The following is an 18,415-nucleotide window of genomic DNA, read 5'->3' as shown; positions in this document are numbered from 1 at the left end:
CGGTCGTCAGGGGGCGTCGGTGAGTTCGCGGGCCCGCTTGACGTCGTCGGCCATCCGGTCCAGCAGCGCCTCGATGGAGTCGAACTTCTCCATCCCCCGCAGGTACGCCAGGAAGTCGACGGCGACGTGCAGCCCGTAGAGGTCCAGGCCGACCCGGTCGATCGCGTAGGCCTCGACCGTGCGGGCGGTGCCGTCGAAGGTCGGGTTGGTGCCGACCGAGATCGCCGCCGGCATCCGCTCGCCGTCGGCCGTCAGCCAGCCCGCGTAGACGCCGTCGGCCGGGATCGCGCTGTGCGGCACGGTCTCCACGTTGGCGGTCGGGTAGCCCAGCTCGCGGCCGCGCTGCGCGCCGCGCACCACCGTGCCCTCGACCCGGTGCGGGCGGCCCAGCACCTCGCCGGCGCCGGTCACGTCGCCGGCCGCGACCAGCCGCCGGGTCAGCGTGGACGAGAACGGCTCGCCGTCCCCGGCCGCCCCGCGCACCTGGAGGTCGAGCACCTCGACGCCGCAGTCGGCCGCCCGGCCCAGCTCGGTGAGGAGCCGGACGTCGCCGGCCGCGCGGTGCCCGAAGCGGAAGTTGGGCCCCTCGATGACCAGGCACGCGTGCAGGGCGTCCACCAGCACCTGTTGGAAGAAGGTCTCCGGGGACTCCTGCGAGAACGCGGCCGTGAACGGCAGCACCAGCACGGCGTCCACGCCGAGCGCCTCGATCAGCTCGGCGCGGCGCGGCTGCGGGGCGAGCAGCGGCGGGTGGCTGCCCGGGCGGACGACCTCACTCGGGTGCGGGTCGAAGGTGACGACGACCGAGCGGACGCCGCGTTCGCGGGCGCGCTCGACCACCCGGTTGATGATCAGCTGGTGTCCGCGGTGCACACCGTCGAACGAACCGATGGTGACGACGCTGCGTCCCCAGTCACCGGGGATCTCCTCCAGGCCACGCCAGCGCTGCACCCTGACCGCTCCTTGTTCCGTACGGCGCGTACCTTCTGTACGCTCAAACGCTCAAAACCCGAACCCCTATAGCGTGCCATGCGCCTGCCCCTGCTTCGGCACCGGAAGGCGGGTTGGGCGCACCGCCGGGCACCGGGCCGCGGCGGCCGGTGTGCGAACGGTCACCTGCTCGTCGTCCCGGGCGTCTTCGCGCCCCGTGCCGCGCCCGGTTCCGCCACCCCCGCCGTGCCGTTCGCCACGAGCGTCGCCGCCGTTCCGGCCGCCGCCTTCACCGCGCCCGTACCGGCGTTCGGCGTCCGCGGCGGCGTACTGCGGGTCGTGCCCGGCCGCCGACAGGGCCCGCAACCGGTCCAGCCGGGGCCCGCGCGGCAGGGGCGGCCAGCCGTCGTCGGGCCACCGCGCCAGCAGCAGCGCGAACCCCGCGGAGCGGACGGCGCAGCGCACCAGCAGCCCGTCCGCGTCCGGCAGGCCGGCCACCGCCCGGGCCACCACCGTCCGAGCCCGGGCCGGTCGCTCGGCCGCGCAGTGCCCGGCCAGCCGCTCGACGACGGCGGTGAGCACCTCCGGGTCCCCCTCCGCGGCCAGCAGGGTGTCCAGCAGTTCGCACCGCAGGGCGTCCGCCGCGGCCTCCCCGACCGGCGCCGCCAGCACCTCGGCGAACGGCCGGCGCACGGCGGCCGCACGGGCCGCCAGGGCGCTGCCGAGCAGCAGCCGCAGCTCCAGCCGGGCGGCAGGCTCCTCGGCGGCCCCGCGCCCCAGCCGACGGCCCAGGTAGTCGACGGCGACCGCGCCGGCCGCGGCCGGCCGCTCCCGCAGCAGGCGGGCCGCCAGCTCCGCGCCCCGTCGGCCCACCGTCGGCGAACCCGCGTCGGCCAGGACCCGCAGGATCTCGGCGACCGGCGCGCCGGGCCGCTCCAGCCGGTCCGCGAACACGGCGAGCACCGGCTCGGGATCGTCCTCCAGCGCCGGGGCCAGCGCCCGCGCGGTGAGGAAGTGGTCGTCGCCCTGCCGGTGGAGGGCGAGCGCCGCCGGCAGGTGGGCGGCCCTGGTCCGGACGTCCCGGACCAGCAGGGCCAGGGCGGCCCCGTGCAGACCGGGCTCCTCCTCCCGGGCGAGCAGGGTCAGCGCGGTGAACCGCAGCAGCTCCGCACCGGCGCCGCGCGCGTACGGGGCGGCCCGCAGCGCGTGCACGGCGGCGGCGACGTGGCGCTCGGGCCGCCGGTCGTGGCTCCAGCGGTCCACCGCCCGGCAGAGCGCGGAGGGCTCCTCGGCGGCGAGCACGGTGAGCAGCGCGTCCGCCCTCGGGTGCGCGGCGTCGGCCAGGGCCTCCGTCAACTCGTCCAGGGCGAGCGTGCGGTGGGCGTACAGCAGGTCGTGGGCGAGGTCGGCGACGGTGGTACCGGGGCGGCCGGTCAGGCCGCGCGGGTCGTCGAACCACCGGCAGAGCAGCGGCAGCAGGCCGGCCGGGTCGCCCCGCAGCCGGCCGGCCACGGCGGTCAGGAACGGCCGCCCGGGCCCGTCGGCGGTCACCAGCCGGCGCAGCAGCTCCAGCTCCTGCGCCGCGGGCAGGCCCAGGCCGGTCCAGAACGCCGGGCCGAAGCGTCCCAGTCCCTCGGCCGGAAGCCGTTCGAATCCGCCTGCCGCCGGGGCGACTTCGGCGATCCGGACCGCCAACTGGTGGAGCAGGGCGCGGTGTTCGCCGAGATCCGGGCTGGCCGCCAGCCCGGCCACCAGCAACCGCCCCGCCCACCAGCCGGGTTCGCTGCCCGGCGGGCGGAGGTCCAGGGCGCGCCAGATCCGGTGCAGCCACGGGTCCAGGGCGGGCGCTCCCCAGGTCTGCGCCAGCCGCCGCAGCGCGGCCGCCACCGGCCCGACCCGGTGCCGGGGCACCGAACGGGCCTCCCCCGGCGGCCTGGTGTCCTCGGTCTCGCCGAGCAGCAGCCGCAGCGCCGCGTCGAGGTCCAGGTGCAGGCCCTGCAGCCAGTCGGAGAACTCCCCGTGCGCGAACCGGTAGCCCGGCCCGGCGGGCACGAACAGGCCCTCCGCCAGGACGGCGGCCGCCCAGCCACCCGCAACCGGGAACAGCTCCTCGAACACCGCCCGGCCCAGGCCGCCCTGCTCCGCCCCCAGCATCCGCCGCCCCGCCTCGTGCACCCGGCCCGCCACCGCGGCCGCCAGCCGCCGCACCCGGCCGTGCGACGGCCCCGCCGCACGGCCGGCACCCCGCCGGTGGGCACCCGGGCGCCGCGGCCGCCCGTCGGTGGCGAGCCGCTGGGCGACCCGCAGGCAGCGCAGGTCCAGCTGGGCCGCGAACAGCTCGCCGCGGCCCGGCGGCTCCCCGCGCACCCCCTCCGCCCACAGCTCCCCGGCCAGCCGCACCGCCAGCGGATGCCGGGCGTCCGCCGGGGCCGGCCACCCCGGCGGCAGCCCGTACCGGCGCCGCACCCGGTCCGCCGCCTCGGCCGGCAGCGGCCCGAGCCGGTGGACGGCGAGGGCCGGACGGCAGTGGCAGGGCGCGTCGCCGGGTAACACGCCCGCCGGGGCGGCCGGTCCGCCCGCGGCGCCGCCCGGCGCGTACCGCTCCCCCGCCCGGGAACCCTCGGCCGGGGCGCACCGCCCGCCGCCGGCACCGCCCGGCTCACAGCCCTCGCCCGCCGCCGGGGCGCCGCTCCCGTGCCCGCCCGGGGCCAGCCGTTCCCAGGCCTCCTCCCCGCAGGCCAGGAGCAGCCGCGCCCCGGTGGCCGCCAGCCACTCCCCGGCCGCCCGCAGCCAGGCCGCGTCGAGCGGTACGGACGCCTCCTCGGGCCCGTCCAGGACCACCAGCAGCGGCCGACCCGCCGCCGTGCAGAGCCCGGCCACGGTGTCCGGCCCCGGCGTCGGCCGGACCCCCAGGACCGCGGAGGCCGCCGCCAGCGTGCGTTCCACCGCGTCGGCGAGCGCGGTGGACTCCGGCCGCAGGTCGGCGCCGCGCAGCCAGAGCGTGGGCCGCGGACACCCGCCGTCGGCGCGCCGGGCGGCGAGGGCGGCGAGTTCGGTGGTCCGGCCCGAGCCGGGCGCACCGACCAGCGCGGTGACCGCCGCGACCGACGGCTCCTCCCCGGCCAGGCCGTCCGGGCGGTCGACCCGGTCGGCGGCCAGGGCGCCCACCCGGCCCGGGCCCGCACCGGCGGACGCCACCTGGGCGGCGGTGAGCCGCAGGACGCCGGCCAGGTTGAGCGCGGTCCCGTACGCCGGGACGCCCGCGGCGTTGCGGTCCAGCGCCCCGGCGAGCTCCGGTGCGCCCGCGCCCGCACCGCCGCCGTACGCGGGGACGGCGGCGAGCGCGCCGGCCCGTTCGGGCGCGTGCACGCCCGGCGCGGCGACGCCGATCACCGCGCCGCTGCGGGCGTCCAGCACCGGCGCCCCGGCGGGTACGGCCACCGCACCGCCGACGGCGGACGGCAGGTCGAGCAGCAGCACGCCGCCGAGCAGGTGGAAGGGGCCCGGCCGGCCGTTCCCCGGGGAGGGCGCGTAGACCGCCCCGGTGACGCCGAGCAGGCCGCCGCGCAGGGCCACCGCCCGCTCGTCCTCCCCGGTCAGCACGGGCAGCAGCACATCCCGGCAGGCAGGCGCGCCGGCCGGGCGCGCGACCGGCAGCGGCGGCACCGGCAGCCCGCCGACGCCGTCGGTCCGCAGCAGGGCGAGCCCGTGCGCGGGCAGCGGCAGGACGTTGTCGGGGCCGAGGACGCGGGTCTGACCGCCGGGGGTGCGCAGGACGACCCGGTCGAGGCCCGCGACGCTCTCGTGGGCGGTCAGGACGGTGCCCAGCGGGTCGGCGACGAACCCCAGCCCGCGCAGCCGTCCGTCCAGGTCGCAGATCCGCAGCAGGTACCGCCCCGGATCGTCCGCCACCTCGTCGCCGTCCAGGATTCCCGGCATTCGCGCAGCCCTCCCCGCAGGGCCGGCCGGCCCTGGAGCGGACTCGTCGCGGCGACCTGCTCGCCGCACGGGGTTCTGCCCGCCGTCGGCGCGCCCCGACCCCACCCACGCCGCTCACCACCGCGGTTCACCTCGCGCGCTCCCCCGTGCGGGTGAACTCGTGCACCAGCCCGCCCACACTCCCCGCGCGTGCCTCCGGCCCGTGACCGCCGCGGGCGGTTCCGGTGCCCGCACCCGGGCAGCGGAAAGCCCCCCGCCGCCCGCAAGGGGCGCCGGGGGGCTCGTGCCGCGGGGGCTCAGCCGACGAAGACCGCGACCGGCTTCGCCTGGCCGCCCTTCTCCTCCACCAGCGCGAGGAACCGGTCGTCCGGCCCGAACACCGCGATCGGCCCGTCCACGCCCATCCCGGGCGCCTTCAGCCGGGCGCCGTGCGAGAGCTGCTTGGCCTGGTCGGCGTCGAGGTCCCAGCGCGGGAAGGCCGCCGCGGCGGCGGCGCCGATCGGCAGCACCTCCAGCCCGGTGGCGGCCTCGCCGTGCACCGACTCCTCCAACTGCTCCAGCGTCCGCGCCGACTCCACCCCGTACGGGCCCACCTTGGTGCGCCGCAGCGCGGTGAGGTGGCCGCCGACGCCGAGCCCGGCGCCGAGGTCGCGGGCCAGCGCCCGGATGTAGGTGCCGGAGGAGCACTCCACCGTGACGTCCAGGTCGAGCACCGGCGTGCCGTCCTCGGCGACGGCCTCGCGGTACTCGTGCACGGTGAAGGAGTGGATCGTGGTCGGCCGGGCCGCCAGCTCGAAGTCCTCGCCCTCGCGGACCCGCGCGTACGAGCGCTTGCCGTCGATCTTGATCGCGCTGACCTTGGACGGCACCTGCATGATCTCGCCGGTGAGCGCGGCGATCCCGGCCTCGACGGCCCCCCGGTCCACGCCGTCCGCCGGCGTGGACGAGGTGACCTCGCCCTCCCGGTCGTCGGTGACGGTGGTCTGGCCGAGCCGGATGGTCGCCTCGTACGTCTTGGCGGTGAGCATCAGGTGCCCGAGCAGCCGGGTGGCCCGTTCCACGCCGATGACCAGCACGCCGGTGGCCATCGGGTCGAGCGTGCCGGCGTGGCCGACCTTCCGCGTCCCGGCCAGCCACCGCAGCTTGGCGACCACCCCGTGCGAGGTGATGCCCTCCGGCTTGTCGACGATGACCAGGCCGTCCGGACCGGTGCCTTTGCGCTTCATCAAGTTCTTTCTCTAAGGATGGTCAACTGACGGGCCGCAACGCGGCCCGGAACCGCCCGACCACGGTCTCCACGTCCTCCCGGGCGCTGAACCCGGCCGCGAAGGTGTGCCCGCCGCCGCCGAGTCCCGCGCAGGCCGCGGCGACGTCCACCGCGCCCTTGGAGCGCGAGGAGCCGCGCAGGGTGCCGTCCGGGTCCTGCTTGAGCACCAGCGCCACCTCGGCCTCGGCCGGGCGGCGGACGATGTCGATCAGGCCCTCGATCTCCTCGACGGTGACGCTGAACAGCGCGAGGTCCTGGTACGGCACCCAGGTCCACACCAGGCCCAGGCCGCCGGCCGCGTCGGGCTCGTAGACGGCCCGGTCGAGCGCGCGGGCGAGCACCTTGAGGTAGCCGAAGGAGGAGGTGTCCCACAGCTGCCGGGAGATCAGGTCGTGCCGGATGCCGGTGGCCAGCAGCCGCCCGGCGAGTTCGTGGGTCGCGGGCGTGGTGGCCCGGTACTTGAAGGAGCCGGTGTCGGTGGCGACCCCGGTGTAGAGGCAGGTGGCCAGCGGCTGGTCGAGTTCGACGCCGAGCCGGCGCAGCAGCTCGTCCACCAGGACGGCGGTGGCCGGGGCGGTCGGGTCGATCAGCTGGTGGGTGCCGAAGCCCGGGTTGGAGGCGTGGTGGTCGATGACCACCAGCACGGGCGCGGCGAAGGCCTTGTCGTGCAGCAGGCCGAGCCGGCTCTGGGCGGCGACGTCGAAGCAGAGCACCAGCTCGGGGGTGTCCGGCACCTCGGAGGCCGGCACGATCAGCTCCTGGCCGGGCAGGAAGGCCAGCGACTCGGGCACGATCTGCGGGTCGTCGCCGAAGGAGACCCGGACCTCGTGGCCGAGACCGCGCAGCGCCAGTGCGGCCGCCAGGGCCGAACCGAGCGCGTCGCCGTCGGGGCAGATGTGGCAGATCAGGTCGATCGAACGGGCCCGCCCGATCTCCGCCACCACCTGCTGCCAGACCAGCTCGAAGCCGCTCTCCTCGGCGCGCGGCCCCGGAAGCACCGCGAGGGCACCCTCCACCGTGGTGGTGGAGGACGCCCCCGTGGTTGGTCCCGCTGTCGAACCGGCCGCCGCCGGCTCACCCGCCATGACTACTCGTCCTCGTCGTCACGCTCGGACGCCGGGACCTTGTACGGGTCGGCGTCGCCGGCGTAGGTCGCGCCCGCCGCGGTGGTGCGCACCGCGGCGTCGATGGCCCGGGCCCGGTCGAGCAGGTCGTCGATGTTCCGGGCGTTCTCCGGCAGGGCGTCCGCGACGAAGGTCAGCGTCGGGGTGAAGCGCACCCCGATCTTGCCGACCTCGGAACGGATCACGCCCTTGGCGCTCTCCAGCGCCGCGGCCGACGCCTCGCGCTCGGCCTCGTCACCGAAGACGGTGTAGAAGACGGTGGCCTCGCGCAGGTCGCCGGTGACCCGGGTGTCGGTGATGGTCACGAACCCCAGCCGGGGGTCCTTGATCCGGCGTTCCAGGGTCTGGGCGACGACCACCTGGATTCGGTCGGCGAGCTTGCGCGCCCTTGCGGTGTCGGTCACGTTGCCTCCTCGTGCAGTGGGCCGGGTACCCGGGCGTACTGCCTGCCCGTCGGGGCCCACGCCCCAAAGTACCGGCCCGCGCCCAGCCTTGTGGGCGCTCTCGGTCCTGATCTGTGTGAGAACGGCGACTCGCGCCGGTCCGTTCCGCAGACCTCATTCATCGTCGTCGTTGTGGTAGCGCCTCCTGGCGGAGAGCAGCTGTACCTCGGGGCGGCCGGCGACCAACCGCTCACAGCTGTCCAGGACCTCGGTGACGTACCCGGCTTCGCCGGACACCACCGCGAGGCCGATCTCGGCCCTGCGGTGCAGCTCCTGGTTCCCGGTCTCGGCAGCGCACACGCTGTACTTGCGCTGCAGTTCGGCCACGATGGGCCGCACGATCGAGCGCTTCTCCTTGAGCGAGTGAACGTCGCCTAGGAGCAGGTCGAAGGTGAGTGTTCCCACGAACATGTATGACAGGTCTCGCCGACCTGGAAGGCCTCGGGGACAGCCCTGAACCGGGCTGGTGTGAGGACCCTACACAGCGAGACCGGGGCCGGTCGACGGGAATTCCACCCGCCGACCGGCCCCGGACACCACTCGCTTACGCGCGCGGCTTCTCGCGCATCTCGTACGTCTCGATGACGTCGTCGACCTTGATGTCGTTGAACGACCCCAGGGTCACACCGGCCTCGAAGCCCTCGCGGACCTCGGTCGCGTCGTCCTTGAAGCGGCGCAGACCCTCGATGGTGAGGCTCTCCGCCACGACCTTGCCGTCGCGGATGAGGCGGGCCTTGGCGTTGCGGCGCAGCAGGCCCTCGCGGACCAGCACACCGGCGATGTTGCCGAACTTGGAGGAGCGGAAGACCTCGCGGATCTCCGCGGAGCCGAGGCGCACCTCCTCGTACTCGGGCTTGAGCATGCCCTTGAGGGCGTTCTCGATCTCCTCGATCGCCTGGTAGATGACCGAGTAGTACCGGACGTCCACGCCTTCCTTGTCGGCCGCAGCGCGCGCACGGCCTTCGGCGCGCACGTTGAAGCCGATGATGATGGCGTCCGAGCCCATCGCCAGGTCCACGTCGGACTCGGTGATGGCACCCACACCGCGGTGCAGGACCCGGAGCTCGACCTCCTCGCCCACGTCCAGCTTGACGAGGGCGTCCTCCAGGGCCTCGACCGAACCGGAGACGTCACCCTTGATGATGAGGTTGAGCTGCTCGATGGAGCCGGCGGCGATGGCCTTGTCCAGGTCCTCCAGGGACACCCGGACGCGACGCTGCGCGAAGGCGGCGTTGCGGTCGCGGGCCGAGCGCTTCTCGGCGATCTGGCGGGCGGTGCGGTCCTCGTCGACGACGATGAAGCTGTCGCCGGCGCGGGGCACCGAGGTCAGACCGAGCAGCAGCACCGGGCGGGACGGGCCGGCCTCGGCGAGGCTGTTGCCGTTCTCGTCCAGCATCGCGCGGACGCGGCCGTAGGCGTCGCCGACCACGATCGAGTCGCCGACGCGGAGGGTACCGCGCTGCACGAGCACGGTCGCCATGGCGCCGCGGCCCTTGTCGAGGTGGGCCTCGATCGCAATACCCTGCGCGTCCTGCTCGGGGTTGGCCCGCAGGTCGAGCGAGGCGTCCGCGGTCAGGACCACGGCCTCCAGCAGCTGGTCGATGTTGAGACCCTGGCGCGCGGAGATATCGACGAACATGGTGTCGCCGCCGTACTCCTCGGCCACCAGACCGAACTCGGTCAGCTGACCGCGGACCTTGGTCGGGTCGGCGCCCTCGACGTCGATCTTGTTGACGGCGACCACGATCGGCACACCCGCGGCCTTGGCGTGGTTCAGCGCCTCGACCGTCTGCGGCATGACACCGTCGTTGGCCGCGACCACCAGGATCGCGATGTCGGTGGACTTGGCACCACGGGCACGCATGGCGGAGAACGCCTCGTGACCCGGGGTGTCGAGGAAGGTGATCGGGCGCTCTTCGCCGTTCACCATCGTCGCCACCTGGTAGGCACCGATGTGCTGGGTGATGCCACCGGCCTCGCCGGCCACCACGTTGGACTTGCGGATGGCGTCCAGCAGGCGGGTCTTACCGTGGTCGACGTGACCCATGACGGTGACGACCGGCGGGCGCGGGGCCAGCTGGTCCTCGTCGCCCTCGTTGGCACCGAAGTCGATGTCGAACGACTCCAGCAGCTCGCGGTCCTCGTCGTCCCGGCTGACGATCTCCAGGACGAAGCCCATCTCGTCCGCCAGCAGCTGCAGCGTGGCGTCGGAGACCGACTGGGTCGCGGTGACCATCTCACCCAGGTTGAACATGACGGAGACGAGCGCGGCCGGGTTGGCGTTGATCTTCTCCGCGAAGTCCATCAGCGAGGCGCCGCTCGACAGGCGAACGGTCTGGCCGTTGCCGCGAGGCAGCATCACACCGCCGACGGACGGGGCCTGCATGGCCTCGTACTCCTGGCGCTTCGCCCGCTTCGACTTGCGACCACGGGCCGGACGGCCACCGGGGCCACGGCCGAAGGCACCCTGCGTGCCACCACGGGCACCCGGGCCGCCGGGACGGCCGCCGAAGCCGCCGGGACGCGGGCCGAAGCCGCCGCCGCCACCGGGGGCACCGCCACCGGGACGGGGACCGCCGAAGCCGCCACCGGCCGGACGCGAGCCCGGACCGGCCGGACGGCCGGCGAAGCCCGGACGGGCGCCACCGGCACCCGGACCACCCGGACGGCCGCCGGGGCCACCGGGGCCACGGCCGCCGGGGCCCGGACGCGGGCCCGGAGCCGGACGCTGCGGCATCATGCCGGGGTTCGGACGCGGCATGCCGGACGGGGTCGGGCCGCCGGGACGCGGACCGGCCGGACGGGGCATGCCGTCGGGACGCGGGGCACCACCCGGACGGGGGGCACCGGCACCCGGGGCACCGGGGCCACCGGCCGGACGCGGACGGTCGCCACCGGGGCGCGGGGCGCCGCGGTCGGCACCGGGAGCACCGGCCGGACGCGGACGGTCGCCACCGGGGCGCGGGGCGCCGCGGTCGGCACCGGGAGCACCGGCCGGACGCGGACGGTCGCCACCCGGACGGGGACGGTCACCGGCGGGGGCGCCGGCACCCGGACGCGCACCCGGCGCGGCCGGACGGCGGTCGCCGGGACGGGCCATGCCCGTGGCGCTGCCCGAGGTGAACGGGTTGTTGCCCGGACGCGGACCGGCCGGGCGCGGGCCCGGACGGGCACCGCCACCAGCGGGGCCGGACGCCGGGCGCGGGGCCTGGGCGGCCGGACGCTCGGCGGGGGCCTCGGCCGGAGCCGGCGAGGAGAACTCGGCCGCCGGAGCAGCCGGGGCCGCCGGAGCGACGGGGCGGGCCGCCGGGCGCGGGCCCGGGGTCGGCGCGCCCGCGGGACGCGGGGCGGCGGCAGCCGGGGCGGCGGGCGCCGTTCCGGCTGCGGGGGTCGGACGGGGGGCCGGCGCCGCGGCAGGGCGCGGACCCGGGGTCGGAGCACCCGGCTTGGGTGCGGCCGCACCGGCGGCGGGACCACCGGCGGGCTGGGGCGCCGCGGGCTTCCGCGGGCCAGGCTTGGCAGCGGAACCACCACCGGTGGGGGCCACTCCCAGAGCGTCAGTCAACTTGCGCACGACCGGCGCCTCGATCGTCGAGGACGCCGAACGGACGAACTCACCGAGCTCGGTGAGCTTGGCCATGACGGCCTTGCTCTCCAAGCCAAGCTCCTTGGCGAGTTCATAAACCCGGACCTTAGCCACTTCACTCCTGTCTATGAGTCCGGGGGGTCTCGTCCGCCGGACTGTCGCTACTTCATGGGCGTACCCATCGCGTACTCATCGCGTACTCATCGAGTGCTCATCGCAATCTCGACCTACTTCCACATCGCGAGGTACCTGACTGGTGGCACGGCGCGCGGCTGCCCGCGCACTGTGCTTGTTGCGGTGGTTCTCCGCCGCGTGGAGCGGCGGCCGTAACGGGGAGGTGCCCGCCGGGCCGGCCTGAGGAAGCTCAGGGCGCCGGGGTGTCGCCTGCCCGCTCCTCGATGTACCCGCGGAGCCGCTCGGTGTCGAGCGTGCCCTGGAGCCGGAAGGCCCGGGGGAACGCCCGGCGGCGGACCGCGAGGTCGAGGCAGGCCGGATCGGGGTGCAGGTGCGCGCCCCGGCCCGGCAGTGCGCCACGGGGATCGGGGACGCAGACGCCCTCGACCGCCGTGACACGCAACAGCTGGTGCTTGGCCGCTCGCTTGCGGCAGCCCACGCAGGTGCGTTCCGGGCGTGCTCGGACATGCGTCCGGCCAGACGAAGGCAAGTCTACCCCTCCGAAGGGACATGGCGCCGCCCCGCCGATCCGGACCGGATCGGCGGGGGGCCCGTGCATCGCTGTCATCCGTCCGGCTCCGGCCACTCGGCGGAGCCGCTGCTAGTTGTCGTCGTCCCGGCCCGCGCCGTCAAAACGGCCCTGCGACCGCTCCTCGGGCTGGCCCTCGGTGTCCGGCCGGATGTCGATCCGCCAGCCGGTGAGGCGGGCGGCGAGGCGGGCGTTCTGCCCCTCCTTGCCGATCGCCAGCGACAGCTGGTAGTCGGGCACGATCACCCGTGCGGAGCGCTGGTTGAAGTCCACGATCTCGACGCTCGTCACCCGTGCGGGGGACAGCGCCGCGGCGACCATCTCGCGCGGGTCCTCCGACCAGTCGACGATGTCGATCTTCTCGCCGTGCAGCTCGCCCATCACCGCGCGCACCCGGCTGCCCATCGGGCCGATGCAGGCGCCCTTGGCGTTCAGCCCGGTCCGGCGCGACCAGACCGCGATCTTGGTGCGGTGGCCGGCCTCGCGGGCGATCGCCGCGATCTCCACGCTGCCGTCCGCGATCTCCGGGACCTCCAGCGCGAAGAGCTTCTTCACCAGGCTCGGGTGGGTGCGCGAGAGCGTCACCGACGCGCCGCGGACACCCCGGCGCACCGCCACCACGTAGCACTTGAGACGGGTGCCGTGCCGGTAGTCCTCGCCCGGGACCTGCGCCTGCGGCGGCAGGATGGCCTCCAGCTTGCCGATGTCGACCAGCACGTTCTTCGGGTCGTTGCCCTGCTGGACGACACCGGTGACGATGTCGCCCTCCTTGCCCGCGTACTCGCCGAAGGTCTGGTCGTCGGCGGCGTCGCGCAGGCGCTGCATCATCACCTGGATGCCGATGCTGGACGCGATCCGGCCGAAGCCGCTCGGGGTGTCGTCGAACTCCTTCGGCTCGACGCCCTCGTCCAGCTCCGCCGGGTCCTCCGTCGCCCACACGGTGACGTGGCCGGACTTGCGGTCCAGCTCGACCCGGGCCCGGCGGCGCGAGCCCTCGGTGCGGTGGTACGCGGTGAGGAGGGCCGACTCGATGGACTCGACCAGCAGGTCGAAGGGGATGTTCTTCTCGTTGACCAGCGTGCGCAGGGCACTCATGTCGATGTCCACGGCTACGCCTCCTCGTCTTTCGTCACGTTCATATCGGTCCGGTCGGTGCGGGGAGCGTTACTCCGCACCGTCCTCCCCCTCGTCGGAGGCGTCGTCGTCGGCGAAGTCCGGGGCCTCGTCGAGGAGCTTCTCGTCCTTGCGGTTGAACTCCACCTGGACGCGCGCCCGGTCCACCTCGGTGTACTCCAGACGGCGCTCCTTGGCGCGACCGCGGCCCTTCACCGGCTGCACCTCGACCAGCGCGCCGTCCTCGTCCGCCTCCAGCACCCGGGCGACGATCTCCCCGCCGTCGACCAGGTGGATCTTGGCCAGCCGGCCCTCGGCCCGGCGCCAGTGGCGGGGCTCGGACAGCGGACGCTCGGCGCCCGGCGAGCCGACCTCCAGCACGTAGGCGCCGGCGCCCATCACGTCGGACTCGTCCAGGGCCTCGCCGACCATGCGGCTGAACTCGGCAATGGTGTCGAGGTCCACGCCGCCGTCGGCGTCCACGTCGATCTGCACCTGCCGGCGGCTGCCCGCCTGGGTGACCTTCACGTCCTCCAGGTCCAGGCCCTCCCGGGCCGCCAGGGGCTCCAGCAACGCGCGCAGCCGGTCGATGTGGGTGGTGCTCATCCGGGTGGACTCCTCGGCCGCGTGTGCTGTTGTCAGGAGGGGGTACCGCGCCCCCCGGCGCCGGACCGGCGCAGGCCTGGTCGCGGCAGCTCGGCCCAAAGCCTATCCGGTGAAGCCGCCAACCACCGATTCCGCACGGCGCGCGGCCGCCCCCGCGACACCCACTGCGAGCAAGCTCACACCGGCCGGGCCCGGCACCCGGCAACCCAATCCATCCCCATGGACGTGGGGATTCTGTAATCATTCACGCCAACGAGGGCAGGCGGGCAGGCCGTCCTCCCGTACACGCCCCGGAGTGACGACGATGCAGCCGCCCAGCCGACGGACCTTCCTGGCCCTCGGCCTGCTCCTCACCACGGGCGGCGCGCTCACCGCCTGCACCGACTCGCACGACGGCAAGGACGCCACCGAGGGCGAGCACCGCCGCCCCGATCCCGACGAGCCGGTCCGGCTGCGCGCCGTCGCCGCCACCGACACCCTGCTCGCCGGGTACGACGCCCTGCTGGCCGGGCCGGGGGCCGGGCAGGCGGCGCAGCTCCAGCCGCTGCGGGCCGAGGCGGCCCAGCACCGGGCCGCACTGGCGGCCGGGCTGCCGGGGGCCCAGGCCTCGTCCTCGGCCGCCTCGGCGTCCGCCACCCCGGGTTCCGCCTCCCCGTCGGCCTCCGCCACCGGCGGGGCCGCGGCGGCGGTCACCAGCACCGCGGCGCTCGCCTCGCTGGAGCGGCAGACCGCGCAGACCCGGCTCGCCGACCTCGGCGCCGCCTCGCCCCAGCTGGCCCGGCTGCTCGCCTCCGTCTCCACCGCCGGGGTGCTGCACGCGGTCGCGCTCGGCGACACCGCCCCGCCGACCGTCCCGGCCCCCGGTCCCGGCTCCGCCTCGCCGTCCGCCTCCGGATCCCTCTCGCCGTCCTCGTCCGGCGCCGGCTCGTCCGCCTCCGGCTCCCCGTCCGCCGCCCCGTCCGGTGCGGGCAGTGCCGCGGCCGTCGGCCCCGAGGCCGTCACGGCCTTCCAGACCGCCCTGAGCGCCGAGCACGCCGCGATCTACGGCTACGGCGTGGTGGGCGCCCGGCTCCCCGAGGACCAGCAGCGCGCCGACGCCCGGACCGCCCTCGCCGCCCACCAGACCCGGCGGGACGCCTGGCAGCGCCTGCTCGGCGGGGCCGGCGCCACCCCGAACGCGGCCGCCGCCGGGTACCAGCTACCGTTCCCGGTCGCCGACGCGGCCGCCGCCGGCCGGCTCGCCGCCCACATCGAGACCCGGCTCACCACGGTCTACGCCGACCTGGTGGCCGCCGTCGACGGCACCCAGCGCACCACCGCGGCCGACGCGCTGCGCGAATGCGCCCTGCGCGCCCGCCACTGGGGCGCCGCCCCCACCGCGTTCCCGGGCATCCCCGACCCCGCCGCCGCCCCGGCCTCCGGCGCCCCGACGGCGGCCCCCACCCCTGCCGCCACCGGCTGACGCCGCGGCCGCGCGGACGGCCCGCCCGCCCCCGACACCACGTCACTCCCGCTCCCCCGCCGGACCCGCGGACACCGCCCTTGGCCCCACCCGTTCCCCCTCGTCGCTGACCTGCGGTTTCGCCGCCATGGCCGACAATGGACGGGTAGCACCACGGGGGAAGCACCAACCGGAAGGCCAGCATGTCGGAGGCACCAGGGCAGATCACCGTCCCCGAGTGGCTGGCGCGCAGCGCCGGCACGGACGAGGAGGGGAGGAGCTGGCTGGCGGAGCTGCCCGCGCTGGTCGCCGACGGGCTGGCCCGCTGGGACCTCACCCTGGAGCGGGTGCTCGACCCGGGCGGCAGCCTGAGCCTGATCGGCTACGTCCACCGCGACGACCTCAGCCCCGCCGTCCTCAAGGCCGGGCTGGTCACCGCCGAGACCGCCCAGGAGCACGCCGCGCTCACCCGGTGGGCCGGCCGCGGGGCCGTGCTGCTGCTGGCCGCCGACCCGGCCCGGGGGCTGCTGCTGCTGGAGCGATTGCACGGTGACATCCCGCTGCGGTCGCTGGCCGAGCCGAAGGCGATGCTGGAGGCCACCAGCCTGCTGCACCGGCTCTGGGTGGAACCGTCCGAGGGCCACCCGTTCCCCACGCTCGCCGACCGGGTCGCCGACACCACCGACCGGCTGCGCCGGCACGACGCGCTGCCGGGAGCCACCGAGGCGTCCGCCCTGGTGACCGAGGCGGTGGAGACCGCCGCGGGGCTGCTCGGCTCCGCCACCGAGACGTTCCTGCTGCACGGCGACTTCCACCACGGCAACGTCATGGCCGCCGACCGCGCGCCCTGGCTGGCGATCGACCCCCGGCCGCTGACCGGCGAGCGCGCCTACGACCTCGCCCGGCTGGTGCTGGACCGGGCCGACACCCTGGTCGGCTCCCCGGGCGTGCCGGCCGCCGTGCGCCGCCGGCTGCACCAGCTCGGCGACGCCCTGGAGGTGGACCGCGAGCGGCTGCGCGGCTGGACGCTGTTCCGCGCGGCCGACCTCGGCCTGCGCGCCCTGGCGGCGGGCCGCCGGGAGGACGCGGAGCTCTACCTGGAGTTCGCCGGCGCGCTCTGAGCCGTCGGCGGCTTCAGCAGCGGCAGCGGGGCGCCCATCACGGCGTAGAGGCGCTCGGTGTTGGGGAAGTGCACCGCGCGCGCGAGGTCCCGGTAGCCGAGCGAGCGGTAGAGACGGCGGGCGGGGGTCTCGGCGTCGATCGCGGAGAGGATGCTGCGGCGCAGGCCGGACCGCTCGCAGAGGGTCCGGATCAGGGCGGAGCCGACGCCCTGGCCCTGGAAGTCGGGCAGCACGTGCAGTTCGGTGATCGCGAAGACCCCGTCCAGCCAGTCCCCGTACCCGTAGGCCTCCAGGTAGGGCTGGATCACCGTGCTCCACCAGTGCTCGCGGCGGTTGGGCATGCCGTACCCGAAGCCGACCAGCTGTCCGCCGCTGAACGCGCCCAGGGCGATCACGCCGGGCTGCTGCGCGTGCCGTCCGACGATGTGCAGCCGGACCATGACCTCCTCGGGCGTCAGCCCGAACGCCACCGCCTGGACATCGAGCGCCTGCGACGCCCACGCCGCAAGGTCGATGGCCTCGATCGTCACCCCGGTCAGCTGATCCATGACCCGGACGTTACTACCGGCGACGGCCCGGCGCGGCCCTGGGAGGGGAACCGGGCGCCCGTAGGGCACCGGCCTCAGAAGAGAACGCTCATGAACGCGCCGACCTCGCGGAAACCGACCCGGCGGTAGGCCGCGCGGGCGCGCAGGTTGTAGTCGTTGACGTAGAGCGAGACCACCGGGGCGACCTCGCGCAGGGCGATGTCGAGGACGGCGGCCATGCCGGTCTCGGAGAGCCCCCGGCCGCGGTGGGCGGGGTCGACCCAGACACCCTGGATCTGGCAGGCCCCCTCGGTGACGGCGCCGATCTCGGCCTTGAAGAGCACCTCGCCGTCCTCGGTGAACCGGGCGAACGAGCGCCCGGCGGCGACCAGTTCGGCGACCCGGGCCTGGTAGAGCAGGCCCCCGTCGCCGGCCAGCGGGGAGACCCCGACCTCCTCGGTGAACATCGCCACGCAGGCCGGCATCAGCGTCTCGACCTCGCCCCGCCGCACCCGCCGCACCAGCGGGTCGGGGGCGATCTCGGCGGACGGCTCGGTGGCGGCCATCAGCGGCTGGTGGCCGCGGACCTCGCGGGCCGGGCCCCAACTGCGCTCCAGCAGCGCCCAGAGGGCCGCGGTGGAATCGGCGGGGCCGACGATCGAGGAGCAGCGCCGGCCCTGGCGGCGGGCCCGTTCGGCGAAGGCCTGGACGGCCTGCGGTCCGGCGTTGACCAGGACGAGGTTGGCGCCGGCGTAGCAGAGCGCGTCCAGTTCGCCGTGCTCGTCGTACCAGCCCCACATCTCGCCGCCGAGGCGCCAGGGGTCGAGGCCGACGGCCTCCACCCGGGTGGCGACGAAGGCGTTGGCCACCGGGTCGCGGTGCAGCACCTCAAGGGTGTCCGCGAGGTCGGGGGCCTCCAGGACGCGCGTGGTCACCAGGGCGCGGGCGGCCTGGAACGAGCTGGGGAGCATCACACCTCGATCGAGCATCGAGACAGCACCTCACTGAGACGACTCTGGCCGCACCCTACTCCGTGGCCCCACCCGGCTACGGCCGCGGGGCCGTCCGCGCACGGACGGCCCCGCCTCCGGAAACTACTGTCCGCCGGTCACTCCGCGGCGGTCACGGTCGGGGCGCCGGACTCGACGCCCTCGGCCTGCATCTGCTCGGCGAGCTTGAGGGCCTCCTCGATCAGGGTCTCGACGATCTTCGACTCGGGAACGGTCTTGATCACCTCGCCCTTGACGAAGATCTGGCCCTTGCCGTTGCCGGAGGCGACGCCGAGGTCGGCCTCGCGGGCCTCGCCCGGACCGTTGACGACGCAGCCCATGACGGCGACGCGCAGCGGCACCTCCATGCCCTCCAGGCCGGCGGTGACCTCCTCCGCGAGCTTGTAGACGTCGACCTGGGCGCGGCCGCAGGACGGGCAGGAGACGATCTCCAGGCCGCGCTCGCGCAGGCCGAGCGACTCCAGGATCTGGTTGCCGACCTTGATCTCCTCGGCCGGCGGGGCGGAGAGCGAGACCCGGATGGTGTCGCCGATGCCCTCGGCGAGCAGCGCGCCGAAGGCGACCGCGGACTTGATGGTGCCCTGGAACGCCGGGCCGGCCGACGC

15 protein-coding genes are annotated in these 18,415 nt (G+C 75.6%); 2 read left to right on the top strand and 13 right to left on the bottom strand.

The features are described from left to right. Positions 1–6: 6 nt before the first annotated feature. From C2142_RS25485 to rimP, 10 genes are all read right to left on the bottom strand, one after another. Positions 7–951 (bottom strand): bifunctional riboflavin kinase/FAD synthetase, encoded by a 945-nt coding sequence (locus tag C2142_RS25485; RefSeq protein ID WP_148645104.1) that lies wholly within the window; start codon positions 949–951, stop codon positions 7–9. A gap of 66 nt (positions 952–1,017) precedes the next feature. Further along, a complete protein-coding gene (locus tag C2142_RS25480; RefSeq protein WP_148645103.1) occupies positions 1,018–4,869 on the bottom strand; it encodes a trypsin-like peptidase domain-containing protein in 3,852 nt (1,283 codons plus the stop codon). Between the two features lie 296 nt (positions 4,870–5,165). Then, positions 5,166–6,095 (bottom strand): tRNA pseudouridine(55) synthase TruB, encoded by a 930-nt coding sequence (gene truB, locus C2142_RS25475; RefSeq protein ID WP_148645907.1) that lies wholly within the window; start codon positions 6,093–6,095, stop codon positions 5,166–5,168. 22 nt (positions 6,096–6,117) lie between these two features. Further along, positions 6,118–7,221 (bottom strand): DHH family phosphoesterase, encoded by a 1,104-nt coding sequence (locus C2142_RS25470; protein ID WP_148645102.1) that lies wholly within the window; start codon positions 7,219–7,221, stop codon positions 6,118–6,120. A gap of 2 nt (positions 7,222–7,223) precedes the next feature. Beyond that, positions 7,224–7,664: a 30S ribosome-binding factor RbfA gene (gene rbfA / locus C2142_RS25465; RefSeq protein WP_148645101.1), complete on the bottom strand. Its 441-nt coding sequence runs from the start codon at positions 7,662–7,664 to the stop codon at positions 7,224–7,226. 153 nt (positions 7,665–7,817) lie between these two features. Further along, on the bottom strand, positions 7,818–8,114 hold the full coding sequence (locus tag C2142_RS25460; RefSeq protein ID WP_148645100.1) for a DUF503 domain-containing protein: 297 nt from the start codon (positions 8,112–8,114) through the stop codon (positions 7,818–7,820). Between the two features lie 133 nt (positions 8,115–8,247). Then, on the bottom strand, positions 8,248–11,403 hold the full coding sequence (gene infB, locus C2142_RS25455; RefSeq protein WP_148645099.1) for a translation initiation factor IF-2: 3,156 nt from the start codon (positions 11,401–11,403) through the stop codon (positions 8,248–8,250). A gap of 250 nt (positions 11,404–11,653) precedes the next feature. Then, positions 11,654–11,902, bottom strand: coding sequence for a YlxR family protein (locus C2142_RS25450; RefSeq protein ID WP_241002778.1), 249 nt, complete (start codon positions 11,900–11,902; stop codon positions 11,654–11,656). A 162-nt stretch (positions 11,903–12,064) separates the two neighbouring features. Continuing rightward, a complete protein-coding gene (gene nusA, locus C2142_RS25445) occupies positions 12,065–13,099 on the bottom strand; it encodes a transcription termination factor NusA (RefSeq protein WP_148645097.1) in 1,035 nt (344 codons plus the stop codon). A 57-nt stretch (positions 13,100–13,156) separates the two neighbouring features. Further along, positions 13,157–13,711 carry a ribosome maturation factor RimP gene (gene rimP / locus C2142_RS25440; RefSeq protein ID WP_148645096.1) on the bottom strand — a complete coding sequence of 185 codons (555 nt, stop codon included), beginning with the start codon at positions 13,709–13,711 and terminating at the stop codon, positions 13,157–13,159. A gap of 304 nt (positions 13,712–14,015) precedes the next feature. Between rimP and C2142_RS42020 the strand changes: the two genes are divergently transcribed. Beyond that, entirely contained in the window at positions 14,016–15,173 is a 1,158-nt protein-coding gene (locus tag C2142_RS42020) for a ferritin-like domain-containing protein (RefSeq protein ID WP_148645906.1), read from the top strand. A gap of 182 nt (positions 15,174–15,355) precedes the next feature. Continuing rightward, on the top strand, positions 15,356–16,273 hold the full coding sequence (locus tag C2142_RS25430; RefSeq protein WP_148645095.1) for an aminoglycoside phosphotransferase family protein: 918 nt from the start codon (positions 15,356–15,358) through the stop codon (positions 16,271–16,273). Here C2142_RS25430 and C2142_RS25425 read toward each other — a convergent pair. From C2142_RS25425 to C2142_RS40355, 3 genes are all read right to left on the bottom strand, one after another. Continuing rightward, positions 16,246–16,821 carry a GNAT family N-acetyltransferase gene (locus C2142_RS25425; protein ID WP_148645094.1) on the bottom strand — a complete coding sequence of 192 codons (576 nt, stop codon included), beginning with the start codon at positions 16,819–16,821 and terminating at the stop codon, positions 16,246–16,248. The genes C2142_RS25430 and C2142_RS25425 overlap by 28 nt on opposite strands. 74 nt (positions 16,822–16,895) lie before the next feature. Beyond that, entirely contained in the window at positions 16,896–17,771 is an 876-nt protein-coding gene (locus tag C2142_RS25420) for a GNAT family N-acetyltransferase (protein ID WP_148645905.1), read from the bottom strand. Positions 17,772–17,908: 137 nt separating this feature from the next. Beyond that, a partial coding sequence (locus C2142_RS40355; protein WP_241002777.1) for a flavodoxin-dependent (E)-4-hydroxy-3-methylbut-2-enyl-diphosphate synthase occupies positions 17,909–18,415 on the bottom strand: 507 nt, incomplete at its 5' end.

It is taken from the genome of Streptomyces sp. CB01881 (assembly GCF_002953255.1).
Lineage (GTDB): Bacteria > Actinomycetota > Actinomycetes > Streptomycetales > Streptomycetaceae > Kitasatospora.
Note: the sequence above shows the minus strand (reverse complement) of the source record. Positions and strands in the feature narration are given on the sequence as shown.